Genomic DNA, 24,180 nt, shown 5'->3' with positions numbered 1-24,180 from the left:
CGCCGATGCATGCGCAACGGGGCTGCAGAATCGATCGCCGGGAAAGCGATCGGAGCCGCGGGTCAAAGTGAAATGATAGGATGCGATTCCCTTCACTTTGCCGCCCCTTCCGACAAGCAATTTTGCGAGCGCTTGCTTATATCGCGCCCGCGAAGGCATAAGCCGCGCTCCAATCAACCCTCACGAAAGTCAAACCCGTGTCCGAGATGTTCCGCATAACGCTGCCCGACGGTTCCGTCCGCGAGGTAGCCCCGGGGACTACCCCGGCGGACATCGCCGCCGCGATCGGTCCGGGCCTGGCCAAGGCGGCGATCGCCGCGCGCGTCGATGGCGAGCTGCGCGACATCGGCCGTCCGTTCGAGGGCGATTCCCAGCTCGCGCTGGTCACCTCGAAGGACGAGAAGGATGCGCTCGAGCTCGCGCGCCACGACTTCGCGCACATCCTTGCCGAAGCGGTGCAGAACCTCTTCCCCGGCACGCAGATCACCTTCGGCCCTGCGACCGACGACGGCTTCTATTACGACTTCGCCCCCAAGGACCGCCCCTTCACCGAGGAGGACCTGCCGGCGATCGAAGCCGAGATGCGCAAGATCATCGGCAAGAACGAGCCGCTGATCCGCGAGGTCTGGTCGCGCCAGCAGCTGATCGATCGCTGGACCAAGCAGGGCGAGACCTTCAAGGCCGAATGGGCGCAGGAACTGCCCGAGGGCGAAGAGCTTACCGTCTACCGCGCCGGCAAGGGCGAGGACGCCTGGCTCGACATGTGCCGCGGGCCTCACCTCGCCTCCACCGGCAAGGTCGATCCCAACGCCTTCAAGCTGACGCGCGTCTCGGGCGCCTATTGGCGCGGCGACCAGAAGAACGCGATGCTCTCGCGCATCTATGGCACGGGCTGGCTCAACAAGAAGCAGCTCGACGAGCACATGATGCGCCTCGAGGAGGCCGCCAAGCGCGACCACCGCAAGCTTGGCCAGGAGATGGACCTGTTCCACCTCCAGCAGGAAGCGCATGGCTCGGTGTTCTGGCACCCCAACGGCTATGTCATCTACCGCGCGCTCGAGGATTACATGCGCCGTGCGGTCAATGCCGCGGGCAGCCGCGAGGTCAAGACGCCGCAGGTGATGGACGCGCGCCAGTGGGAGCAGTCCGGCCACTGGGGCAAGTATCGCGAGAACATGTTCGTCATCCCCGACGAGACGCCGAACATCGAGGACGAAGGTCCGATGGTGTCGGAGGACGTGCAGTGGATGGCGCTCAAGCCGATGAACTGCCCGGCGCACATCCTGATCTTCAAGCAGGGCATCAAGTCGTATCGCGACCTGCCGCTGCGCCTGGTCGAGAATGGCTGCTGCCACCGCAACGAGCCGCACGGCGCGCTGCACGGGCTGATGCGCGTCCGCCAGTTCACCCAGGACGACGGCCATATCTTCTGCCGCGAGGACCAGATCGTCGACGAAGTGCAGGATTTCTGCCAGCTCGCCGACCGCGTCTACAAGGATTTCGGCTTCACCTATTCGATCAAGCTGGCGCTGCGTCCCGACAATCGCTTCGGCACCGAGGAGATGTGGGACCAGGCCGAGGCCGAACTGCGCGACGCCGTGGTCCGCGCCGGCATGGCTACGGAAGAATATGGCTGGGAAGAGCTGCCCGGAGAAGGCGCCTTCTATGCGCCGAAGCTGGAATGGCACCTGACCGACGCGATCGGCCGCACCTGGCAGGTCGGCACGATCCAGTCGGACCGTGTGCTGCCCGAGCGCCTCGACGCGTCCTATGTCGCCGAGGATGGCGAGCGTCACCGCCCGGTGATGCTCCACCGCGCGATCTTCGGCTCGTACGAGCGCTTCATCGGCATCCTGATCGAGCATTTCGCCGGCAAGCTGCCGACCTGGCTCGCGCCGACCCAGGCGGTGGTGGCGACGATCGTGTCGGACGCCGATGACTATGCCGTGCAGGTGACCAAGCGGCTCCAGGCCGCGGGCATCCGCGTCGAGACCGATCTTCGCAACGAGAAGATCAACTACAAGGTCCGCGAGCATTCGGTGGCCAAGGTCCCGAACCTGCTCGTCGTCGGCAAGCGCGAGGCCGAGGAAGGCACCGTGGCGCTGCGCGTGCTCGGCTCGCAGGGCCAGCAGATGCTGAGCCTCGACGAGGTCGTGGCGAAGCTGGTGGCCGAGGCGACTCCGCCGGATCTGGTGTGAACCCGGCAACGCTCACGATCTATGCCGGCGCCGCGCTGGCCGAGATCGCGGGCTGCTTCGCCTTCTGGGCGGTGCTGCGGCTGGGCAAATCGTCCTGGTGGCTGGTCCCCGGCGGCGTCTCGCTGGCTTTGTTCGCCTGGCTGCTCACGCTGAGCAGCGCCGATGCGGCCGGGCGGGCCTATGCCGCCTATGGGGGGATCTACATCCTCGCCTCGCTCGGCTGGCTGGTGCTGGTCGAGCGGGTGACGCCCACCCGCTGGGACCTGGCCGGGGCGGCGCTGGCGGTGGCCGGTTGCCTCGTCATCCTCTGGGGACGCCGCTGATGCCGCGCATCCGCCTGGGCAACGACGCCGATGTGCCGCGAGCGCTGGCGATCTGGCGTGCCGCGGTCGATGCCACGCATGGCTTCCTCAGCCCGGAGCATCGCGCCGAGATCGACACGCTGGTCGCCGAGCAGTTCCTGCCCCACGCCCCGCTCTGGCTGGTCGACGACGAGGGCGGCACGGTGCAGGGCTTCCTGGCGCTCGACGGGGACATGATCGACGCCCTGTTCGTCGATCCCGCCGCCCATGGCCGCGGCTTCGGTACTGCGCTGGTCGAGCATGCGCTCAGCCTGTCGCCGGATGCCAGGGTCGATGCCAACGAGCAGGCCGACAATGCCCTGCCCTTCTACGAGGCCCGGGGCTTCGTGAGGATCGGGCGGTCGGAGCGGGATCCGCAGGGCCGTCCCTATCCGATCATCCACCTGCGCCATGGCGGGGCGGCCTGACCAGGCAGAGGCGGAGCGGCGCCTGCGGTGCCAGCAGCACGCGGCGGCTGCGAAGCCAGGCCAGTACCGCCGGATCCCGGCGCACGAAGCCCTGCGCCTGCAACACCCTGCCGCCCCCACAGGCTTCCCGCCCCAGATACAGCCGATCCCGTCCGGGCGCCGCCTCGACAGGCGGCAGGCTGCGTGCCGCAGGCACCAGCGCAAGGGTCCGGCGCGTCCACTCGTCGGTGGCGACGCTCCCATGCGGTGCAGCGGCGAGCCACGCCGCCGCGACCCGGCGCACCTGGCCCATATCGGTCTGGTCATAGCCCATCAGCAATGCGCGCCCGGCGATCAGGGCGAGGAGGATCGCAACGAACACCCGGCTGCCACTCCGCCATGCGGCGACGCCCAGCACCCCGATCGTCGCCCCCGCCGTCGCGGTCTCCAGCAGGAACATGCGTGGCTTGGGGTCGATGGCCAGCACATAGGTGATCAGGAGGAAATGCAGCAGCGCGGCCACCGCCAGCCCGGGCAGCCAGCGATCGCGTCGCCAGTCCCGCACCCGCGCCACCGCCAGCGCGATGGCACCACACCAGGTCAGGCCCGAAAGCGGATCGGCGAGCAGGTTGAGCAGCGGGTCGACCGTCCAATGGACCTCGATCCCCATCCCGCGGCGCCAATGCCGGATCAGCTCGAGGTTGAAGAGCGGGCTGTGCCCCACGTCCAGCCCCGCCGGCAGCTCGCTGGTGGCGATCTGCGTGTGGCGGAAGGCCAGGTGCCAGCCGAGCAGCGGATCGCCGGCGGTGAGCAGGTGGAACAGCGCCTCGGCCGCCAGCACCGCCCCGAAGGCCGCGGCGAAGGGCAATGCCAGCCGACGCCTGCCTGCATCCAGGAACAGCCAGCCGATGCCGAACAGCGGAAATAGCGCGACCAGGCTGGTCCGGGTCATCACCCCCAGCGCCAGTGCCGCACCGGCCAGCGCGGCCAGGCGTGCATTCCGGCGATCGAGCCCGTGCTGGAGCGCAAGCAATGCCGCCATCGTCCAGGCGAACTCGGGCAGGTCGACCAGCGGGATCAGGCTATTGAGCGGCACGATCGGCGTGAGTGCGAACGCCGCTCCCGCCGCCATTCCCTGCAGGCGACCGAAGCGATGCTCGACATTCGCGACGAACAGCACCAGCCCGGCAATGGCATAGGCCAGCGGCACCAGCGCCACGACCCAGGCCGCCGGACCGAGCAGCGCCAGCGTGCCGCCCATCGGCAGCACCAGCGGCAACCGCGCCGCCCAATGGGTGGTCGGCACGCACCAGCCATGCTCGGCCGCGCAGCGCGCCGCCTCGAGATAATACCAGTCGTCGCCCCCGCCACCGACGAAACTGCGCGGAAAGGCGATCACCAGCGCCAGCAACAGCCCGAGCGGCAGTGCCCAGGCCGGACCCCACCCCTTCGCCATGCCCGATTGCAACCCGGCGCCCCCCGCCATGCCTTCTCCCCTTTCGCCGCTCTCCATGCCGGATCGGCCCTAAGCGATCGCTAACCCTGCCCGTGTCGGGCTTGCATGCGGCGCCCGGAAACCCAATATCTGCGGTTACTGCGCCACAGTGCGCGGAATTTCGGCGGAGACGCTGGCATCCGGACTACCGAAGTCCAGCTTCCTGCGTTATTGAGCCGCCCAAACCCCGAGTCTGCAACAACAGGAGCAAGTCGTATACGTCCGCCCATGAATCGCCGCTCGATGGTGGCACCGCCGATGAACGGTCCGCGGTTTAACGAATTCATTCAATCGCCCAAGGTCCGTGTGATCGACCACGAGGGCGAGAATCTCGGCGTGATGTACACGCGCGAGGCGATCGAGCAGGCGCAGGAGCATGGGCTCGACCTGGTCGAAGTGTCCCCCAATGCGGACCCGCCCGTCGCCAAGTTCCTCGATGTCGGCAAGTTCAAGTACGAGGCGCAGAAGAAGGCGAACCTCGCCCGCAAGAGCCAGAAGACGCAGGAGATCAAGGAGATCAAGATGCGTCCGAACATCGACGATCATGATTATGATACGAAGATGAAGGCCGTTCACAAGTTCATCGGCGAAGGCGACAAGGTGAAGATCACCCTGCGCTTCCGCGGCCGCGAGCTTTCGCACGGCCAGCTCGGCATGAACCTGCTCAAGCGCGTCCAGGAGGATTGCGCCGAGGATGCCAAGGTCGAGAGCTATCCGCGCATGGAAGGCCGCCAGATGCTGATGGTGCTGGCGCCCAAGTGAGGCACGAGGCGCGAGGGCTGCTGATCGCGGCCCTCGCCGCTCTCCCCCTGCCCGTGGCGGCACAGGAAACCACTGCCGCCTCCTCCACGACGTCCGAAACCAGCGAACCGATGGCGGTGCCGGCCGGCTACCGGCAGGTCTGGGCCGACGAATTCGACAAGGCCGGCGCGCCGGATCCGGCGAAGTGGCGCTACGATACCAGCCGCAACCAGGCGGGCTGGTACAACAACGAACTCCAATATTACGCCGCCGATCGCCGCGAGAATGTCCGCGTCGAGAACGGGCATCTGATCCTCGAGGCGCGCAAGGAGCGGCTCGCCGGCCGCCCCGATTTCGGCGGGCAGGACTATGCCTCGGGCAAGCTCGTCACCCCCGCTTCCTGGACCTATGGCTTCATCGAGGTCCGCGCCAAGCTCCCCTGCGGGCGCGGCATCTGGCCGGCGATCTGGATGCTCGGCACCGACGGCAAGGCCGGCTGGCCGGCGCTGGGCGAGATCGACATCATGGAGCATGTCGGCTGGGATCCCGGCCGGGTGCACGGCACGATCCACACCAAGGCGTACAACCATGTCGCCCACACCCAGCGCGGCGCCAACACGCTGATCCCGGATGCCTGCACCGCCTTCCACACCTACCAGCTCGACTGGAACGCCGACCGCATCCTGATCGGCAGGGACGGCCGCGCCTTCATGCGCTTCGACAACGACCACAAGGGCGATCCCGCCACCTGGCCGTTCGACAAGCCGCAATATCTGATCCTCAATATCGCCGTCGGCGGCTGGGGCGGGCAGAAGGGCATCGACTCCGCCGCCTTCCCGGCGCGGATGGACATCGACCATGTCCGGATATGGCAAGCGCCGACACCTCGATAACGGTGCCATCCCTCGTTGATGCCTGCCCGGCCTGGGCGCATCCTCCCGCCCGACTTGGGGAGAGGGAATCATGGCGACCAGCGCTGCCGGGGACGCCACCGCGCGTCCGAACATCCTGCTCATCACCTGCGACCAGTATCGCTTTCCCCGCTTCAGCTACGGCCCGGAGGCCGGGTTCGATGCGGAGTTGAAGGAGATACTCGGCTTCCAGGGCGAGATCGGCACCCACAATCGCTACGCCGAATATTTCCCCGGGCTGCTGCGCCTGCGCGAGAACGCCGTGGTGCTGCGCAACCACACGATCGCGGCATCGGCCTGCACACCCAGCCGCGCGGTGATCTATACCGGCCAATACGGCACCCGCACCGGCGTCACCCAGACCGACGGGCTGTTCAAGAACGGCGATTCGCCCAATTTCCCCTGGCTCGATGCCGACGGCATCCCGACCCTGGGCAGCTGGATGCGCGAGGCGGGCTATTCCACCCATTATTTCGGCAAGTGGCACGTCTCCAACCCGCCCGAGCACAGCCTGAAGCGCTACGGCTTCGACAATTGGGAAGAGAGCTATCCCGAGCCGCACGGCGCCCAGCCCAACAATCTGGGCATCTACCGCGACGCCGGCTTCACCGACAGCGCCTGCAGCTTCCTGCGCCGCCAGGGGCTGGCGCTCAACTACAACCGCGTCTCGGCCGAGATGGCGGTGCAGGACCCAGCCTCGACCGGCCCGGACGTGAACAGCATCCCGCCCTGGTTCGCGGTCGTATCCTTCACCAACCCGCACGACATCGCGACCTATCCAGGCGTGATCGCCCAGGCATTGCCGGGGGATGGCGCGCGCGGCACCCAGTCGATCTTCGGACCGCTGACAATTCCCGGCAAGCACCAGAAGACGCCCGCCCCGATCGCCGGATCGATGCAGATCCCGCTCAACCCGCTCGACTTCCCCCAGGAATGCGCCTTCGCCTCCCCGACCCAGAACGAAGACCTTTCGACCAAGCCGAGCGCGCAGCACGAGGCGGCGTACAAGGTCGGCCTCGCGCTCGCGGCCAAGGGCGGGTTCAACATCGTCAACGGCCTGGTCACCGCCGGCCAGGGCTGGCTGGAGAAACAGGGCCTCGACCCAACCCTCGATCCCGAAAAGGCCGCCGCGCGCCGCAAGCGGCTGGCACTGGAGGAATCGCTGAAGAGCTGCATCCCCTTCCAGCTCGCCACCGAGGATCAGGGCGGGCCCGATGCGAACTGCGTCCAGTTCCTGCAATTCTACGCCTGGCTGCACGCGGTGGTCGACCAGCACATCGACGCCGTGCTCGACGCGCTCGAGCAATCGGGCCAGGCCGACAACACGATCGTCGTGTTCCTGACCGACCACGGCGAATATGCCGCGGCGCACGGCATGATGATCGAGAAATGGTACACCGCCTATCAGGAGGCGCTGCACGTGCCGGTGGTGGTGCAATTCCCCAAGGGCAGGCGCGATCTGGGGCCCGACACCGTCGCACCCGAGCCGGCGCAATATGACGGGCTGACCAGCCATATCGACATCCTGCCGACCATCCTCGGCCTGGCCGGTGTGGGCGCGGAGGACCGGCACGCGATCAGCCAGAAGCTGGCACTGAGCCGCCCGGTGCCGCCCCTGCCCGGCGTCGACCTGTCGGCGATCATCACCGACGCAGCCAGCAAGGGCGTCGTCGCCACCACGCCGATCGTCGAGCCCGACGGGCAGGAACGCGAAGGCGTGCTGTTCATCACCGACGACGACATCACCGCGCCACTGCCGATCTCCCGCACTGCGCAGGAACGGCACAGCTATGAGGAGTTCGACGTCTATCTCGACGTGGTCGACAGCGTGATCCACGGCACCGACGGCAAGGGGCCCGTCTCGCTCCGCCGCGGACCGGTGAAGCAGCCCAACCATGTCCGCGCGGTGCGCACCCGGGAATTCAAGCTGGTCCGCTATTTCGACCCGTCCGGCCACGAGCCGCAGGAATGGGAGATGTACGACCTGCGCAGCGACGCGATCGAGGCGCACAACCTAGTGCAGGTCGCGGTGACCCCGCCGACGATCCGCGACGGGCTGCCGGCGGAGTTGCAGCAGGAGGCCGACAAGCTCGCCAAGCTGCTCCGACACCTTGAGCTGCGCGACCTGTAGTCCCCAATCGGTCATCCCGGTCCCAACCCGTCATCCCGGCAAAAGCCGGGATCTCAGGCGATGGCGCGAACGGCAGGACAGGGGCCGCACGAGATCCCGGCTTTCGCCGGGACAACGGAATAGGCTCACGCCGCCGGCGGCTCCCACAATTCGATAGGGTTGCCCTCGGGATCGTGAATCCGCGCGAAGCGACCGGTCTCGGGCGTGTCCCATTCGTCCTTGGTGGTGATCTCGATGCCGCGGGCGTTGAGCTGCTCGAGCAGGCTGTCGAGATCGCGGACGCGGAAGTTGAGCATATAGCTCTTGTCCGGCGCGAAATAGTCGGTCGATGCCTTGAAGGGCTCGAACACGACTCCGCCGGGTTCGGGATGCCAGAACCAGGGGCTGGACTGGCCGCTCTCGTCCGCGCCGAACCCGCCGCCGACGCCAAGCACTTCGCCATACCAGGCCTTGAGCCCCTCGGGATCCTGCGCCCGGAAGAAGAAGCCACCAAATCCCACAACCGGCATCGTCGATCCCCTTTCGTCAGGCGGCTTCGGCCACCGTCCCGTCACCTGCCGCGGCCTCGAGCAAGCGGCGCTCGATCGTCTTCAGTCGCGACCCGGCCTCGATCTTATCGCCGATCAGATCGGTCAGGTAGAAGGTATCGACCGCGCGCTCGCCATAGGTGGCGACATGCGCGGAATGGATCGTCACCTTCGACTGGAACAGCGCATAGGCGAGGTGGAACAGCAGCGCCGGGCGGTCGCGCGCGTTGATCTCGACCACGGTGAAGCGGTTCGACGCGTTGTTGTCGATCAGCACATTGGGTTCGATCGCAAAGGCTTCCGCACGCGGGCGGACCAGCGGTTTGGCCTTCAACCGGTCCTGCAGCTTGGCCCGGTTGGCCAGCGCGTCGGCGATCGTCGTCTTGATCCGGTTGAGCCGCGCCTCCTCGTCGAAAGGCCGCCCCAGGGGATCCTGGATCAGGAAATTGTCGAGCGCCATGCCGTCGCGCGTGGTGTGGATGCGCGCGTCGATGATGTTGCCGCCCGCGACATGGATCGCGCCGGCGATGCGGTAGAACAGGCCGGGATGGTCGGCGGCATAGACCGTCACCAGCGTCGCACCGCGCTCGGGATAGACCTGCGCCTCCACCGACAGCTGGGCATCGCCCGCCGCATCGATCTGCTTGGCGTTGCGCTCGAGCACGTCGGCCGGCTCGGCGATCCAGTAGCTCTCGGTCATCCGCTTCTTGAACGCGGCCATGCGCGGCTCGTCCCAGCGGAGCAGCTGGGCCAGCTCCTCCTGCTTGGCCGCGATCCGCTCGGTCCGCCCGCGCTGCTTGTGGCCGAGGCGGAGCACTTCCTCGGTGCCGTCATAGAGATCGGCGAGCAGCTGGCGCTTCCAGCCGTTCCACACGCCCGGCCCCACCGCGCGGATATCGACGATGGTCAGCAGCAGCAGCATGCGCAGCCGCTCGGGGCTCTGCACCTGGCCGGCGAAATCGAGGATCGTCTTGAAGTCCGACAGGTCCCGCTTGAAGGCGGTGGCGGACATGATCAAGTGCCAGCGCACCAGCCAGGCGACCGCCTCGGTCTCGGCCGGGCTCATGCCGAGCCGCGGGCAGAGCCGCTCGGCGACTTCGGCGCCCAGGATCGAGTGATCGCCGCCGCGCCCCTTGGCGATGTCATGGAGCAGCACCGCGACATAGAGCGCGCGACGCTGGGCGATCTGCTTGAAGATGCTGGTGCCGAGCGGATGATCGTCGCGCAGTTCGCCCTTCTCGATCTGGCTTAGCAGGCCGATCGCCCGGATCGAATGCTCGTCCACCGTATAGTGGTGATACATGTCGAACTGCATCTGCGCGACGACCCGGCCGAAGTCGGGCACGAAGCGGCCGAACACCCCCGCCTCGTTCATCCAGCGCAGCACCGTCTCGGGATCGCGCGGGGAGGTCAGCACGTCGAGGAACAGCGCGTTGGCGCGGGGATCGTCGCGGACATCGTCGACCAGCTTGGCGTCCCGCGCGGCGACGCGCATCGCCAGCGGGTGGACCTCGAGCTTGTGGAGATCGGCGAGCTGAAACAGCTCGATCAGGCGGACCGGGTCTTCACGGAAATAATCGTCGCGCGGGATCGCCAGCCGGCCGCGGTCGAGGGTGAAGCCCTTGAGCTTGCGCGGCCGCCGCCAGAGCTGGGGAAAGCCGAAGCGCGAACCGCGCGCCGCGAACTTCTCGTCCAGATGCGCGAGGAACACGCCGGTGAGATCGCCCACGCCCTTCGCCTGGAGGAAGTAGAAGCGCATGAAGCGCTCGACCTTCGACATGCCCGGGCGATCGGCATAGCGCATCCGCTCGGCGATCTCGCGCTGGACGTCGAAGGTCAGCCGGTCCTCGGCACGGCCGGTGATCAGATGGAGATGGCAGCGCACCGCCCAGAGGAAATTCTCGGCGCGACGGAACTGGCGATATTCGAGCTTGGTGAGCAGCCCCTTCTCGACCAGCTCGGCGGTCTCGCGAACATTGTACGCATATTTGCCGATCCAGAAGAGCGTGTGCAGGTCGCGCAGCCCGCCCTTGCCTTCCTTGATATTGGGCTCGACGACATAGCGGCTGTCGCCCATCCGCTTGTGCCGCGCCTCGCGCTCGGCGAGCTTGTCGGCGATGAAGGCGCGCGCGGTATCGGCCTGGACCTCCGCCTTGAAGCGCGCGGCGGCCTCGTCATAGAGCGCGGTATCGCCCCAGACATAGCGCGCCTCGAGCAGCGCGGTGCGTACCGTTACATCGGCCTTGGCCTGGCGGACCATGTCGTCGAGCGAGCGCGACGAATGGCCGACCTTCAGCTGCATGTCCCACAGCGAATAGAGCATCGATTCGATGACCTGCTCGCACCAGCCGGTGACCTTCCACGGGGTGATGAAGCCGATATCGATATCGGAGTGCGGCGCCATCTCGCCCCGGCCGTATCCGCCGACCGCGATCAGCACCATGCGCTCGGCGGCGCTGGGATTGGGGTTGGGATGAAGCCGCTCGACGGTGAAGTCCCAGAGCAAACGGAGCAGCTGGTCGATCAGGAAGGCGCCCGACGCGGCGATCTCGTGCCCGCGCGAGGGATGCTCGGCAAGGCGGCGGGCGATCTCGGCGCGGCCGGCATCGAGCGCGGCCTGCAGCTCCCTGGTGCCCGCGGCGCGCAGCTTCGCGCTGTCCTTGGCCTGGAGCGCGTGCAGCCGCTCGGCAACGCCACGCCGGTCGATCAGCGCGCGGCGGTTCGGGACGTTGTCGAAGCGGTTGGACATGCGGCTGAGATAGGGCGCGCGCGGGCCGGGTGCAAAGCCGGAAATCTTGACTCGAGGCCGCAAAGTGAAGGGAGTCGCGGCAAATCGTTTCACTTTGCCCGGGCGGCGCGGGCCGCGGTTCGAATCACCCCTAAATCGGAATGCCTGCCGCGCCATTCAGCGAAGACAGCAGGGGGAATCCTACATTGCAAGCATCCGTAAATTCCTCCCCCAGCTTACTGGGGGAGGGGGACCGCGACGCGCAGCGTCGGGGTGGAGGCGCGCGCCGGGCACCGGCGCGTTGCGCCGGCCCCCCCACCACCGCCTTCGGCGGCGGTCCCCCTCCCCGAGACAAGCTCGGGGAGGAATTAGTGGCCTCAGCCGACGAAGGCGCGTTCCAGGACGAAGCTGCCGGGGTTGGCATTCGAACCTTCCTCGAAGCCGTGCCCTTCGAGCATCTGCGCGAAGTCCTTGATCATCGCGTTCGAGCCGCAGAGCATGACGCGGTCGGTTTCCGGGTTGAGCTCGGGATGGCCCTGCACCGGCGCCTTGAACAGCCAGCCATTCTCGATCAGCTGGCCGATGCGCCCGCTGGTGCGGAACGGCTCGCGCGTCACGGTGGGGATATAGTGAAACTGGAGCAGCGCCTGGTCCGCCACCAGCGGATCGTTGGCCAGCTGCGCGGTCAGTTCGTCATGATAGGCGAGGTCGCTGACCCGGCGCGTCGAATGGACGATGACGATCTGCTCGAACCGGTCATAGGTGTCGGGGTCGCGGGCGATGCTGAGGAACGGCGCCAGGCCGGTGCCGGTCGACAGCAGGAAGAGGCGCTTGCCGGGCAGCAGCGCGTCGGCGACGAGGGTGCCGGTGGGCTTCTTGCCGAGATAGATCTGGTCGCCCGGCTGGATCAGCTGCAGGCGCGAGGTGAGCGGACCGTTCTCGACCTTGATCGACAGGAACTCGATCTCGTCCGACCAGGTCGGGCTGGCGATCGAATAGGCGCGCATCAGCGGCTTGCCCTCGCCTTCCAGGCCGATCATCACGAACTCGCCGGCGCGGAAGCGGAAGCTCGCGGGGCGCTCGATCGCGAAGCTGAACAGATGCTCGTTCCAATGTTTCACCCAGCGCACCGCAGCCGTCTGGAAAGCGGGGTGTTCGGGCAGGACGATGGGCGGGCGGGCATGCATATTCACGAGGTCGGCTCTTTCCAATTCCACGGTGCGCTGCAACGTAATTTTACTTCAACGCGCGAAAGCAACGGCGATACGCGCCACCGCCACGGAGAGCGGAAGGCGCGCTTCGGGTTTCACGATCTGCTCGATGACCGCGTCGACGCGCGGCTGCGCGCCGGCGCGTGCTAGCGCATGCAGCGAAAGGAGCAAGGCCTCGTCGTCGCCAATTTCCGCCGCGAAGGGCGGTTTGAAGCAAAGTTGGGACAGCGCCTCACGCTCGATCAGCAGCATCGCCATGTTGAGATCGGGGAGCAGCTCGACGAGTCCGCGCCCGCGCAGCACCGGCCCGAGCACGCTGCACGGGCAGCGCCCGGCGCGCATCGTCGCCACCCATTGCCGCATCGAGGTGAGCAGCAGCTGGTCGACATAGGCGAGCTCGGCAGCGGAGCGATCGAGGAACTGGTACAATGGCGATCCCCTGCCCGCAGGGTATCCGCGGGCCGGGATCGCCATAGAATTATTTGCGAATGATTAGCAATAGCGTAGTTTCAATCGACCCGCGAAAGCCGGGCGATCTCGGCGGTGAGCAGGTCGATCTTGTGGTGCAGGCTGTCGATCTGCGCCTCGGCGCGCAGATTGGTCTCGTAATCGAGCCGCGCCTCGAACCGATCCTTCGCCGCCTGGCGGTTCTGGCTCATCATGATGATCGGTGCCTGCAGCGCGGCGAGCATCGACAGCATCAGGTTGAGGAAGATGAAGGGGAACGGATCGAAGGCATGCGCCCCGAGCAGGACGGTATTGAGCACCGCCCAGGCACCAAGGAACAGCCCGAAGCTGATGATGAAACCCCAGGAGCCGCCCACGGCGGCCACCCGATCGGCGAGCTTCTGCCCGAAGGTCTGCCGCTCGTCGAACAGCGCATGGGGATCGCGACCCACGCTGAAGAAGCGAAGATCCGCGAGGAAACGGATGGCTGCGTTCATAATACACCTCACTGCCGACCGGCCGTCCGGGGCGGCTGCGCAGGAGGTGAGCGGATCAGCTCAGCGCGGCGGCCCTGGACGGCACGGTCGATCGACTATGGTCGTTGCTGGACATGACCCCATTCTCGGAGCTGGCGGTTGTGGCTGCACGGTTGTGCACCCGAGGGCGAGATGGTCCCCTCGCCCCCGGTTTACAAATGAAAAAGCCGTCATGTTTGGAGGGGCAGCCGATCTTGGACCAGTCCTCCCCCGGAGGGGGCGGGTTTGAAGGGGCCTCAGAAGCGCTCGCCGACCATCTCCTCGCTCTTCGTCCAGAGCGCCTTCGCACTCTCCGGATCGAGCGCATAGGAGCGCACACCTTCGCTCACCGGATTGATCAGGCCGTCGGTGACCTGCGAGACATGGCAATTCTCGCAATAGCGCGCGGCGACTTCCTCCGCCGGAGCAACGAAGCCGGCCCAGACGCTGGTGGCGGCACCCTGGGGGATGGTCTTCCACTGGAAGGGCGGCTGACCCTGCTCGGCGAGCTCGGCATTGATCCGGCCGATCACCTGCTCGAGCGTGTCCTCGCCGATGTGGCGGCCAAGCTCGGTCTGGATGCCGCCGGGGTGGAGCGCAGTGGCGCGGACGCCGCGATCCTTGTGGCGCCGGTCGAACTCGACGGCAAACAGGATGTTCGCGGTCTTCGAGCGGCCATAGGCGACCATCGGCTCATAGGCGGTATGCTCGAAATTCGGGTCGTCGAGGTCGACATCGGCATAGCGATGGCCCGAGGAGGCGAGGTTCACCAGCCGGCCGCCGTCCTTGATGAGCGACGCGATGCGATTGACGAAGACGAAATGGCCGAGATGGTTGGTGCCGAACTGGGTCTCGAAGCCGTCGACGGTGTGGCCGAGCGGGGTGGCCATCACCCCGGCATTGGCGATCACGACATCGAAGGTGCGACCATCGGCCACCAGCCTGTCCGCGGCGGCACGCACGCTGGCGAGCGAGGCGAGATCGAGCTCGACCAGTTCGATGCCGCCGCCATTCGCCGCCTGGTCGCGCACCATTTGGGTCGCGCGCTCCGCCTTGGCGAGATCGCGCGCGGTGCCGACCACCTGCGCGCCGTGCGCCGCCAGCACCCGCGCGGTCTCGACGCCGAGCCCGGCCGAGACGCCGGTGACGAGCACGCGCTTGCCGCTGAGATCGACGCCGGCGAGCACTTCGTCGGTAGTGGAAGCTGCATTGAAAACCTGGGTCATTGCCTGTCTCCGTCACGCGGACGCACGGCTCCACCGGCCGCGAGCCCCTTGCCCGGCGACCTTGGAAAGACTAAGTGGAGGGCGTCTCCGGAAATAAATACGGAGGCATCCTCCGCTTTTCAAGAGATGATCCCGCGCGCGTGTCCGAAACTGTCGACTCCCCTTCCCGCAAGCCGCGCGCCGATGCCGAGCGCAACCGGCTGCGGCTGCTCGACACGGCCAAGGCGGTGTTCGGCGAGAAGGGGCCGAGCGCCAGCCTGGAGGAGATCGCACGCGAGGCCGGGGTGGGCATCGGCACGCTCTACCGCCACTATCCGACCCGCGACGCGCTGATCGAGGCGGTCTATCGCAACGAGACCGGGCAGCTGGCCGCGGCCGCCACGCAACTGAGCGCGGCGCACCCGCCGGTCGAGGCGTTGCGGCTATGGCTGCTGCTGTTCATCGACTATCTCGGCACCAAATATGGCATGGCGGCGGTGTTCGGATCGGTCACCGGCGGCACAGCGGCGCTCTATGCCGCCTGCAACAGCGGCACGCCCGAAGCGATCGCGCTGCTCACCGACCGCGCGGTGGCGAGCGGCGAGATCCGGCTCGACATGGACCCGATCGACCTGCTCCGCGCGATTGCCGGCGTCGCCAGCGCGGGGCCGGGCTGGCAGGAGACGGCGCGGCGGCTGGTCGACATCCTGATCGCCGGGATGCGGACTTCCTGAGTCTTTTCCTCGGCGAAGGCCGGCGAAAGCAGAGGGGGACGCAAAGAAAAAGGCCGGAGCATCGCCCCGGCCTCTTCGTCTCGCGCTTTCAGCCGGATCAGTCCGGCTTCTTCGCCACGCCGACCAGCGCCGGACGCAGCAGCCGGTCGCGGATCATGTAGCCCGCCTGGATCTCTGCCACGATCGTGCCCGGCTCGGCATCGGCGCTCGGCATTTCCATCATCGCCTGGTGGCGATTGGGATCGAGCGATTCGCCCAGCGCGACGATCTTCGAGATGCCGTGGCGCGCGAACACCGAATCGAGCTCGCGGCCGGTCGCCTCGAGGCCCGTCACCAGGCCCTTGAACTTCTCGTCTTCCTTGAGCTCGGCCGGGATCGCGGCGAGCGCGCGGCTGAGATTGTCGGCCACCGAGAGCACGTCGCGCGCAAAGGCGGTCGCGGCATAGGTCTTGGCGTCCTGCGCTTCCTTCTCGGCACGGCGGCGGACATTCTGGGTCTCCGCCTGGGCGTACATCACCGCCGCCTTGGTTTCGGCAAGCTGCGCCTCGAGCTCGGCCACGCGATCATGCTCGGCCACCTCCGGAGCCGCTTCCGCGGTTTCCGCGCGCAGCGTCGTGTCTTCCGAGTCCGTCACCTTCGATTCTTCCGTCATAATTCCCTGTTCAGGCCAGTAGTCGGGCCAATGTGGCCGCCGTGAAATCCACCATGGGGACGACGCGCGCATAGTTCAACCGAGTCGGGCCGATCACGCCCACCACGCCGACCACGCGCCCGTCGAGCGCGCGCACCGGCTTGGCGATCACCGACGACCCCGACAACGCGAATAGCTTGTTTTCGGATCCGATGAAGATGCGGGTCGCTTCGCCCTCGCGCGCCGAATCGAGCAGGCGGGCGATTTCCTCCTGTCCTTCGAGCTGGTCGAGCAGCTGGCTGACCTTGTCGAGATCCTCGGCCGCGGCGGTGTCGATCAGCCGGGCCTGGCCGCGCACGATCAGCACCGGGCGGCGGCCGCCATCCTCGCTCCACACTGCGAGGCCGCGCTCGACAAGCGCCGCCGCCGCACTGTCGAGCGCCGCGCGCTGCGCCCCGAGCTCGCGCTCCGCCCGGGCAAAGGCCTGGCTGAGCGTCAACCCGCCGAAAGTCGCGGAGAGATAATTGGCGGCGCGCTGCAGCGCCGTGGGATCCATGCCGCCCGGCACCTCGACCACGCGATTCTCGACCGAACCATCCTCGCCGACCAGCACGGCGAGGGCGCGGTCGTGGCTCAGGGGCACGAAGCCGAACTGGCGCAGCACCGGCTCGACCTTGGGCACCAGCACCAGCCCGGCACAGGCCGAGAGGCCGGAGAGCGCGGCAGTGGTGTTGGCCAGCGCCTCCTCGACCGGTCCCCGCTCGGCGGCGTTGCGCTCGATCGCCGCGCGCTCCTCGGCCGAGGGTTCGTTCGCCTGCATCATGCCGTCGACGAACAGGCGCAGGCCCGTCTCGGTCGGCATGCGCCCCGCGCTGGTGTGCGGCGAGGCGAGCAGGCCCAGCTCCTCCAGGTCCTGCATCACGTTGCGGATCGAGGCGGGCGAGAGGTTGAGCCCGGAGATCTGCGCGATCGTCCGCGATCCCACCGGCGTGCCGGTGTCCAGATACGACTCGACCACCATGCGAAACACGTCGCGGGCGCGGTCGGTCAGCTCGCGGATCGGCGGGGTGGTCATGGGGCTTATGTAAGGGAAACCGGCCGCGCCTCAACCTTCAGCGTCATCCCGGACCTTTACCGTCATCTCCGCGAAGGCGGGGATGACGAAGGCAGGGATAACGAGGGACGGATAATTACGGCCGTTCGCCGATCAGGTCATGGATCGGCAACCCCTCCACCGCCTCGCCGAGCGCCTGGCCCAGCGGGCGGTTCTTTTCCGCACGGCAGCCATAATAGAAATACAGGCCCTGGCTGTCGCCGATCGCGCGGGTCCAGGTCACGTCGACGCTCGAGGCGTCGGTGGCCGCCGGCTCGCAATTCTTCTCGCCGGGTGCATAGCGGACCTGCCCGCTTTCGGGCCGATACGGCGCCAGCCTTGCGGCAAAGGCGTCATATTCGGCACGGCTGAGCTTGAACGCCTTCTCGCCGGTCACCGCGGTGAAGCGCTTGCCCTCGAATACACCGGTGCCGTCGGGACGCACGGTGACGGCATAGACCGGGCAGCGCCCGTAACAGGGGCCGGTCTCGTACCGGATCGAATCGCTTTCGATCGCGACGGGCTTGCCCGGCCCGGCCGGACCGCCGCTCGGCTTCACGCAGCCCGCCAGCGCCAACAGACCCAAACCCATGATCGAAAGCCTACGCATACCCTGTTCTCCCTGCGGCCCTATACGCGGATCGCCTGCCGACACTGGCGCGTTCCGACCGTTACGTCTACGTGCCCGGAGAAACCTTGCAGGAGACTGAAGCAGATGCGCCCATCCGGCCGCGCCCCCGACGAAATGCGTGCGATCACGATCGAGCCCCACTTCACCCGCCATGCCGAGGGTTCGGTGCTGATCAGCTTCGGCGACACCCGCGTGCTCGTCACCGCCAGCGTCGAAGAGCGGCTGCCGCCCTGGCTCAAGGGCAAGGGCGAAGGCTGGGTGACCGCCGAATACGGCATGCTTCCCCGCGCGACCCACACCCGCGGCCAGCGTGAGGCGGCCAAGGGCAAGCAGTCGGGCCGCACCCAGGAGATCCAGCGCCTGATCGGCCGCTCGCTGCGCGCCGTCACCGATCTCAAGAAGCTCGGCGAGCGCCAGATCACGCTCGATTGCGACGTGATCCAGGCCGATGGCGGCACCCGCACCGCGGCGATCTCGGGCGCGTTCGTCGCGCTGCGCATCGCAGTGAACAAGCTGATGGCGCAGGGCCTGATCAAGGAAGACCCGATCACCGCGCAGGTCGCGGCGGTCTCCTGCGGCATCCACCAGGGCACGCCGGTGCTCGACCTCGACTATATCGAGGACAGCGGCGCCGATGCCGACGCCAATTTCGTCCTGCTCTCCAACGGCAACATCGCCGAGGCGCAGGCGACCGCCGAGGGCGCGACCTATGACGAGGAAGGGCTGCTCCGCCTGCTCCGCCTCGCGCGCATCGGCTGCAACCAGATCTTCGAAGCACAGTTGAAGGCAATCGGATGAGCGGTGAAGGCGAAACCCCGCAGGCGATCCGCAAGCTGCAGCCCGGCAAGCTGGTGATCGCCAGCCACAACCAGGGCAAGGTGCGCGAGATCCGCGAACTGCTCGGCCCGTTCGGGATCGAGCCGGTCTCGGCGGGCGAGCTCGACCTGCCCGAGCCCGAGGAGACCGGGACGACCTTCGTCGCCAATGCCGAGCTCAAGGCGCTGCAGGCCGCGGACCTGTCGGGGCTCCCTGCCCTGGCCGATGATTCGGGCCTGTGCGTCGAGGCGCTGAACAACGATCCGGGCATCTTCTCGGCGCGCTGGGCGGGCCCGAGCAAGGACTTCGGCGTCGCGATGCAGCTGGTCGAGGACAATCTCGCCAAGCTGCCGCCCGAGACCAGCCGCGACGCGCATTTCGTCTGCGCGCTCGCGCTGGCCTGGCCCGACGGCCATGTCGAATGGTTCGAAGGGCGCGTGGACGGCACCCTGGTCTGGCCGCCGCGCGGCAGCCAGGGCTTCGGCTATGATCCGATGTTCCTGCCCAACGGGCACCAGGAGACGTTCGGCGAGATGGAGCCCGGCGCCAAGCACGCGATGAGCCACCGCGCCGATGCCTTCCGCCAGCTCGTCGCGGCGGTGCTCGACTGAGAAACGTGATTCGCGGCGCGTTAAGGATTTATTTCCCGCAACTTCCCATCAAAACTTAAGTTATGACCCCTCGCTACGAAAGCTTAAGCGAGGGGTCGCAGATGGGTTCATTCCGCCAATGGGCGACGATGATACGACACGTCCACAAGACGCATACCGAAACGGGCATCGAGGACGAGACAGGGGACGCGCGACGCAAGCGCGATGCGGCGAAGAAGGCGCGGGAGCGCGCCGATCGTGACAAGCCGGCGAGCAGCGGCGAAGCCTGCCCGCTGTGAAGCTCTTTCCGCAGCGTTGACCTGTGAGACCGGCGGCCTAGCCTCGCGCGCGTAGGCTTGGGGACCTGACGTTGCGTATTGCCATCATCGATGACAGCGGGCTGCGCGCCACGATCCTCGAGGAGGGTCTGCGCGATGCCGGCTTCGAGGAGATCGAAGTCGTGCCCCCGCACGGCGCCTTTGTGGCGCGGCTCGAGCGGATGGCCCCCGATGTCGTGCTGATGAACCTCGGCAACGCCAATCGCGATTCGCTGGAGGAGATGCTCGCGGTCAGCCGCGCGCTGGCGCGTCCGATCGCGATGTTCGTCGACCAGTCCGATGACGGCATGATCGGCGCGGCGATCGATGCCGGCGTCTCGGCCTATGTCGTCGATGGGCTCCGCAAGGACCGGGTGAAGCCGGTGCTCGAGCTGGCGATCCGCCGGTTCAACGCCTTTTCCCGGCTGCAGACCGAGCTGGACGCTGCGCGCACCGAGCTGGCCGAGCGCAAGACGCTCGACCGCGCCAAGGCGATCCTGATGCAAAGCCGCGGCCTCAGCGAGCCCGAGGCCTATGCGCTGCTGCGCACCACCGCGATGAAGCAGGGACGGCGGATCGTCGAAGTCGCCGAGGCCCTGATCACAGCCGCCGACCTGTTTGGAGACGGGCGATGACGCCGCTTTCGATCGCCTTCCTGCCGCTGACCGACAGCGCCCCGCTGATCGTGGCGCGCGAACGCGGCTTTGCCGAGGCCGAGGGCATTGCCCTCACCCTGGTGCGCGACACGAGCTGGGCGACGGTGCGCGACCGGCTGGTCTATGGCCAGGTGCAATGCGCGCACATGCTGGCGCCGCTCGCCGTGGCGGTCACGCTGGGGCTGAGCCAGGCGCCCTGCGCGATCGCCGCGCCGTTCAAGCTCAACGACAATGGCAATGCGCTGACTCTCTCCGCCGAGCTGGCCGCCGCGCTCGATCCCGATCCGCGCAACCGGGTCGAGGATCCAATCGCCACCGCGCACGACTTCGCCGCCGCGATCGGGCTGCATCGCCGCAAGCCGGTGATCGGCATCGTCCACCGCTATTCGAGCCACGCGCTGATGCTGCGCTACTGGCTCGCCTATGCCGGCGTGAACCCCGACCGCGACGTGACGCTGCGCGTCCTGCCGCCGTCGCTGATGGTGCAGGCGCTGCGGCTCGGCGAGATCGACGGCTTCATCGCCGGCGAGCCGTGGAGCAGCGTCGCGGTGGCCGAGGGGATCGGCGAGATCGCCGCCGCCGGCGTCAACATCTGGCAGCGCGGCGTCGAGAAGGTCCTCGCCACCCGTGCCGACTGGGCCGAGGCGAATGCGGAGCAGCTTGGCCGACTGCTCCGCGCGCTCGACCGCGCCGCGGCCTGGTGCGACGATCCCGCCAATCACCAGGACCTCGCCGCCCTGCTCGCCCGTCCGGACCATGTCGGCCAGCCCACCGAGCTGATCCTCCAGGCGCTCGCCGGTCGCATGCCGCTGATGCGCGGCGGCGACGTGGTCGACCTGCCCAACTTCACGGTATTCCACCGCGGTGCGGCGAACTTCCCATGGCGCAGCCAGGCGCTGTGGATCTATTCGCAGTTCGTCCGCTGGAACCTGGTCGAGCCCAGCCCCGAGGCCGAGCGCGCCGCGGCGGGCGTGTTCCGCTCCGATCTCTATCGCAGCGCGCTGGCCGGGCGCGGCGTGGCGATGCCGGGGGCGAGCATGAAGGTGGAAGGCGCGCTGGCCAGCCCGCTTGCCGCCGCCTCGCACGAGGGCAGCCTGACCCTGGCGCCCGACCGGTTCTTCGATGGCCGCGCCTTCGATCCGCAGGACCTGGACGCCTATTTGCGCGGGCTGAAACAAAGCTGAAATTTTTGCACTTGCGAAGAAGCCCGCTTCGCGTCAGCTTAAGCGAGTCGCCCGAATGGCCGGGTGACGCATATCGGATCTTCGCGGCGACGTAGGCGCGAGCATCCACCGGAATTCAGCAAAGCCGCTGTCCGATCCCCGCCGCACGGGAGATCGACAGCGGCTTTTTTCGTGCCTGCGGCACGGGGAGGCAGTAGGAATGAAGATCGCGGAACTGGCGCGCGAAGGCTTCGAGGCGATCGGCGGGGGCGCCGACATCGATTCTTTCCCGCAGCGCAAGGCGAAATCGGCTTTCTGGAGCAGCGGCCACACGCCGACGCTGATCGCCGCCTTCCTCTATTTCGACCTGGCCTTCATGGTCTGGGTGCTGCTCGGCCCGCTCGCGCCGGAGATCGCCAGGGATATCGGGCTGAGCCCGGCGCAGAAGGGCCTGATGGTGGCGACTCCCACCCTGGCCGGCGCGGTGCTGCGCCTGGTCGTCGGCCTGCTCGCCGACCGGATCGGCCCGAAGCGCACCGGCGTGATCGGCCAGCTGATCGTGATCGCCGGCCTGCTCACCGCCTGGCGGCTGGGCGTGCACAGCTTCGCCGGCACGTTGGCGCTGGGCGGCGTGCTCGGCTTTGCCGGCGCGAGCTTCGCGGTGGCGCTGCCGCTCGCCAGCCGCTGGTATCCGCCCGAGCATCAGGGCAAGGCGATGGGCATCGCCGGCATGGGCAATTCGGGCACCGTGCTGGCCGCCCTGTTCGCCCCAATGCTCGCCAAGGCGTTCGGCTGGAACGCGGTGCTCGGCCTGGTCTGCATCCCGCTGGCGATCGTGCTGGTGGTCTATGTCGTGCTGGCCAAGGACGCGCCGAACCAGCCCGCGCCCAAGCCGCTCGCCGCCTATCTCGAGCCGCTCAAGACTGCCGACGCCTGGTGGTTCATGCTGTTCTACGGCGTCACCTTTGGCGGCTTCTCGGGTCTCGCCTCGTCGCTGACCATCTACTTCACCGACCAGTTCTCCCTCAGCACGGTCATGGCCGGCTATTGCACCGCGGCCTGCGTGTTCGCCGGGTCGCTGGTGCGTCCGCTCGGTGGTGCGCTGGCCGACCGGGTCGGCGGCGTGGCGGCGCTGACCGCCGTCTACATCGTCGCGGCTGCAGCGCTGCTCGGCGTCAGCACCTCGCCCGCCAGCCTCGGCGTGGCGCTCACCCTGTTCGTCATCGCGATGCTGGCGCTCGGCACCGGCAATGGCGCGGTGTTCCAGCTCGTGCCGCAGCGCTTCGGCAAGGAGATCGGCATCCTGACCGGGCTGGTCGGCATGGCCGGCGGCGTGGGCGGCTTCTACCTCGCCTCCTCGCTCGGCTTCGCGCGCCAGGCAACCGGCGGCTTCGGCCCCGGCTTCCTGATCTTCGCGATGTTGGCGCTCGGCGCCCTCGCCGCGCTGACCTTCGTCAAGGGGCGGTGGCGGATGCGCTGGGCGGCAGCTGCGGGGGTGCGCATCTGATGCGGGCGCTGGCGCTCCTCCCCTTCGCGCTCGTCGCCACCCCGGCGGCGGCGCAGGAGATGAAGCCGCTGATCGACGCCCGGCTTCGCTACGAGGGTGTCAATCAGGCCGGGATCGCACGGGACGCCGATGCGCTCACGCTGCGGGTCCGCGCCGGGTTCGAGCTGAAGCAGGGCGATTTCGCGCTGCTCGCCGAGAGCGAAGGCACGCTGGCGCTGGTCGAGCGCTACAACAGCAGCGTCAACGGCCGCATCGCCTACCCCATCGTGGCCGATCCCGAGAATGTCGAGATCAACCGGATCCAGCTCCAGTATCGCGGGCTGAAGGACACGGTCTTCACCGCGGGCCGCCAGCGCATTGCGCTCGATGACCAGCGCTTCGTCGGCAATGTCGCCTGGCGGCAGAACGAGCAGACCTTCGACGCCGTCCGCGTCGAGAGCAAGGCGCTGGGCCCGGTGGCGATCGACCTGACCTATGCCTGGGCGGCGCGGACCATCTACGGCGTCGAGAGCCCGATCGCCGGGATCGGCGGCGACAATGTCTTCGCCGGCGCCACGGTGAAGCTGGGCCCGATCAATGCCAAGGCCTTCGCCTATCTGGTCGACCAGGACGCCACCGGGCGGCGGCAATTCTCCAGCCAGACCTATGGCGCGCGGGCGACGACCACCCTGCCCCTCGGCCCGGCCAAGCTGTCATTGGTCGCGAGCTATGCCCGCCAGTCCGACTGGCGCGACAATCTCAATCGCTATGCGGCGGATTACTGGCTCGCCGAGGGGCAGGTGCAGCTCAAGGCCTTCGGGCTGAGCGGCGGCTATGAGGTGCTGGGCGCCGACAAGGGGCTGGCGAACACCAGCTTCCAGACGCCGCTGGCCACGCTCCACAAGTTCCAGGGCTGGGCCGACAAGTTCCTCGTCACCCCGGCCGACGGCATACGCGACCTCTATGCCGGCGGCAGCTACGCACTGACCCTGGGCAAGGCGCCGACAGTCACGCTCCAGGCGATCTATCACCGCTTCGACAGCGACCGGAACACCCGCCGCTACGGCGAGGAATGGGACCTGCAGCTCGGCTTCAAGCCGGCCAGGCACCTCGCCGCCCTGATCAAATATGCCGATTACCGCGCCGCCAGCTTCGCGACCGACACGCGCAAGCTGTGGCTCCAGCTCGATTTCAGCCTGTGAGTGA

Annotated in this window: 24 protein-coding genes; 14 read left to right on the top strand and 10 right to left on the bottom strand. The window is 67.7% G+C overall.

The window, feature by feature from the left end; genetic code table 11:
- The first annotated feature begins 206 nt into the window (after positions 1-206).
- The 3 genes from thrS to GGR46_RS24920 are packed head-to-tail and all read left to right on the top strand — an operon-like array spanning position 207 to position 2,967.
- Positions 207-2,198, top strand: a complete 1,992-nt coding sequence (gene thrS, locus GGR46_RS24930; protein WP_184000804.1) for a threonine--tRNA ligase — start codon at positions 207-209, stop codon at positions 2,196-2,198.
- Entirely contained in the window at positions 2,195-2,521 is a 327-nt protein-coding gene (locus GGR46_RS24925; RefSeq protein ID WP_184000803.1) for a YnfA family protein, read from the top strand. Before thrS ends, GGR46_RS24925 begins: the two co-directional genes overlap by 4 nt.
- Entirely contained in the window at positions 2,521-2,967 is a 447-nt protein-coding gene (locus GGR46_RS24920; RefSeq protein ID WP_184000802.1) for an acetyltransferase, read from the top strand. The genes GGR46_RS24925 and GGR46_RS24920 overlap by 1 nt, the downstream gene beginning before the upstream one ends.
- Here the strand turns inward: GGR46_RS24920 and GGR46_RS24915 are convergent.
- Entirely contained in the window at positions 2,936-4,432 is a 1,497-nt protein-coding gene (locus GGR46_RS24915) for a glycosyltransferase family 39 protein (protein WP_184000801.1), read from the bottom strand. The genes GGR46_RS24920 and GGR46_RS24915 overlap by 32 nt on opposite strands.
- Positions 4,433-4,669: 237 nt before the next feature.
- Here GGR46_RS24915 and infC point away from each other — a divergent pair, with 237 nt between their 5' ends.
- The 3 genes from infC to GGR46_RS24900 all read left to right on the top strand — a co-directional run bounded on the left by infC (position 4,670) and on the right by GGR46_RS24900 (position 8,224).
- Entirely contained in the window at positions 4,670-5,203 is a 534-nt protein-coding gene (gene infC, locus GGR46_RS24910; RefSeq protein ID WP_116838799.1) for a translation initiation factor IF-3, read from the top strand.
- Positions 5,200-6,075 carry a glycoside hydrolase family 16 protein gene (locus tag GGR46_RS24905; RefSeq protein ID WP_343058359.1) on the top strand — a complete coding sequence of 292 codons (876 nt, stop codon included), beginning with the start codon at positions 5,200-5,202 and terminating at the stop codon, positions 6,073-6,075. Before infC ends, GGR46_RS24905 begins: the two co-directional genes overlap by 4 nt.
- A 70-nt stretch (positions 6,076-6,145) precedes the next feature.
- Positions 6,146-8,224, top strand: a complete 2,079-nt coding sequence (locus tag GGR46_RS24900; RefSeq protein WP_184000800.1) for a sulfatase-like hydrolase/transferase — start codon at positions 6,146-6,148, stop codon at positions 8,222-8,224.
- Positions 8,225-8,349: 125 nt separating this feature from the next.
- On the opposite strand, the gene GGR46_RS24895 is transcribed toward GGR46_RS24900, so the two are convergent.
- From GGR46_RS24895 to GGR46_RS24870, 6 genes are all read right to left on the bottom strand, one after another.
- On the bottom strand, positions 8,350-8,733 hold the full coding sequence (locus GGR46_RS24895; protein ID WP_184000799.1) for a VOC family protein: 384 nt from the start codon (positions 8,731-8,733) through the stop codon (positions 8,350-8,352).
- Positions 8,734-8,749: 16 nt separating this feature from the next.
- Positions 8,750-11,500, bottom strand: coding sequence for a [protein-PII] uridylyltransferase (locus GGR46_RS24890; protein WP_184000798.1), 2,751 nt, complete (start codon positions 11,498-11,500; stop codon positions 8,750-8,752).
- Between the two features lie 356 nt (positions 11,501-11,856).
- Positions 11,857-12,666 carry a ferredoxin--NADP reductase gene (locus tag GGR46_RS24885; protein ID WP_184000830.1) on the bottom strand — a complete coding sequence of 270 codons (810 nt, stop codon included), beginning with the start codon at positions 12,664-12,666 and terminating at the stop codon, positions 11,857-11,859.
- A 54-nt stretch (positions 12,667-12,720) separates the two neighbouring features.
- Positions 12,721-13,119, bottom strand: coding sequence for a hypothetical protein (locus GGR46_RS24880; RefSeq protein ID WP_184000797.1), 399 nt, complete (start codon positions 13,117-13,119; stop codon positions 12,721-12,723).
- Between the two features lie 80 nt (positions 13,120-13,199).
- On the bottom strand, positions 13,200-13,634 hold the full coding sequence (locus tag GGR46_RS24875; protein ID WP_184000796.1) for a DUF1003 domain-containing protein: 435 nt from the start codon (positions 13,632-13,634) through the stop codon (positions 13,200-13,202).
- Between the two features lie 275 nt (positions 13,635-13,909).
- Positions 13,910-14,878 carry an SDR family NAD(P)-dependent oxidoreductase gene (locus GGR46_RS24870; RefSeq protein ID WP_184000795.1) on the bottom strand — a complete coding sequence of 323 codons (969 nt, stop codon included), beginning with the start codon at positions 14,876-14,878 and terminating at the stop codon, positions 13,910-13,912.
- 140 nt (positions 14,879-15,018) lie between these two features.
- Between GGR46_RS24870 and GGR46_RS24865 the strand changes: the two genes are divergently transcribed.
- Positions 15,019-15,591 carry a TetR family transcriptional regulator gene (locus tag GGR46_RS24865; RefSeq protein ID WP_184000794.1) on the top strand — a complete coding sequence of 191 codons (573 nt, stop codon included), beginning with the start codon at positions 15,019-15,021 and terminating at the stop codon, positions 15,589-15,591.
- A 97-nt stretch (positions 15,592-15,688) separates the two neighbouring features.
- On the opposite strand, the gene grpE is transcribed toward GGR46_RS24865, so the two are convergent.
- The 3 genes from grpE to GGR46_RS24850 all read right to left on the bottom strand — a co-directional run bounded on the left by grpE (position 15,689) and on the right by GGR46_RS24850 (position 17,925).
- Positions 15,689-16,243 carry a nucleotide exchange factor GrpE gene (grpE, locus tag GGR46_RS24860; protein ID WP_184000793.1) on the bottom strand — a complete coding sequence of 185 codons (555 nt, stop codon included), beginning with the start codon at positions 16,241-16,243 and terminating at the stop codon, positions 15,689-15,691.
- Positions 16,244-16,253: 10 nt separating this feature from the next.
- Entirely contained in the window at positions 16,254-17,297 is a 1,044-nt protein-coding gene (gene hrcA, locus GGR46_RS24855) for a heat-inducible transcriptional repressor HrcA (protein ID WP_184000792.1), read from the bottom strand.
- A 115-nt stretch (positions 17,298-17,412) separates the two neighbouring features.
- A complete protein-coding gene (locus tag GGR46_RS24850; RefSeq protein WP_184000791.1) occupies positions 17,413-17,925 on the bottom strand; it encodes a DUF6438 domain-containing protein in 513 nt (170 codons plus the stop codon).
- 105 nt (positions 17,926-18,030) lie between these two features.
- Here GGR46_RS24850 and rph point away from each other — a divergent pair, with 105 nt between their 5' ends.
- The 7 genes from rph to GGR46_RS24815 all read left to right on the top strand — a co-directional run bounded on the left by rph (position 18,031) and on the right by GGR46_RS24815 (position 24,176).
- Positions 18,031-18,744, top strand: a complete 714-nt coding sequence (rph, locus tag GGR46_RS24845; RefSeq protein ID WP_184000790.1) for a ribonuclease PH — start codon at positions 18,031-18,033, stop codon at positions 18,742-18,744.
- A complete protein-coding gene (gene rdgB, locus GGR46_RS24840) occupies positions 18,741-19,373 on the top strand; it encodes an RdgB/HAM1 family non-canonical purine NTP pyrophosphatase (protein WP_184000789.1) in 633 nt (210 codons plus the stop codon). The genes rph and rdgB overlap by 4 nt, the downstream gene beginning before the upstream one ends.
- A gap of 101 nt (positions 19,374-19,474) precedes the next feature.
- Positions 19,475-19,651: a hypothetical protein gene (locus GGR46_RS24835; protein ID WP_184000788.1), complete on the top strand. Its 177-nt coding sequence runs from the start codon at positions 19,475-19,477 to the stop codon at positions 19,649-19,651.
- Between the two features lie 71 nt (positions 19,652-19,722).
- Positions 19,723-20,304: an ANTAR domain-containing response regulator gene (locus GGR46_RS24830; RefSeq protein ID WP_184000787.1), complete on the top strand. Its 582-nt coding sequence runs from the start codon at positions 19,723-19,725 to the stop codon at positions 20,302-20,304.
- On the top strand, positions 20,301-21,509 hold the full coding sequence (locus tag GGR46_RS24825; protein ID WP_184000786.1) for a CmpA/NrtA family ABC transporter substrate-binding protein: 1,209 nt from the start codon (positions 20,301-20,303) through the stop codon (positions 21,507-21,509). The genes GGR46_RS24830 and GGR46_RS24825 overlap by 4 nt, the downstream gene beginning before the upstream one ends.
- 199 nt (positions 21,510-21,708) lie before the next feature.
- Positions 21,709-22,995: a nitrate/nitrite transporter gene (locus GGR46_RS24820; protein ID WP_184000785.1), complete on the top strand. Its 1,287-nt coding sequence runs from the start codon at positions 21,709-21,711 to the stop codon at positions 22,993-22,995.
- Positions 22,995-24,176, top strand: coding sequence for an alginate export family protein (locus tag GGR46_RS24815; protein WP_184000829.1), 1,182 nt, complete (start codon positions 22,995-22,997; stop codon positions 24,174-24,176). The genes GGR46_RS24820 and GGR46_RS24815 overlap by 1 nt, the downstream gene beginning before the upstream one ends.
- Positions 24,177-24,180 lie beyond the last annotated feature (4 nt).

Origin of the sequence: Sphingomonas kyeonggiensis (assembly GCF_014196745.1) — a bacterium.
In the GTDB taxonomy this organism is placed as follows: Bacteria; Pseudomonadota; Alphaproteobacteria; order Sphingomonadales; family Sphingomonadaceae; genus Sphingomonas; species Sphingomonas kyeonggiensis.
This window is presented reverse-complemented; position numbering and strand designations above follow the sequence as displayed.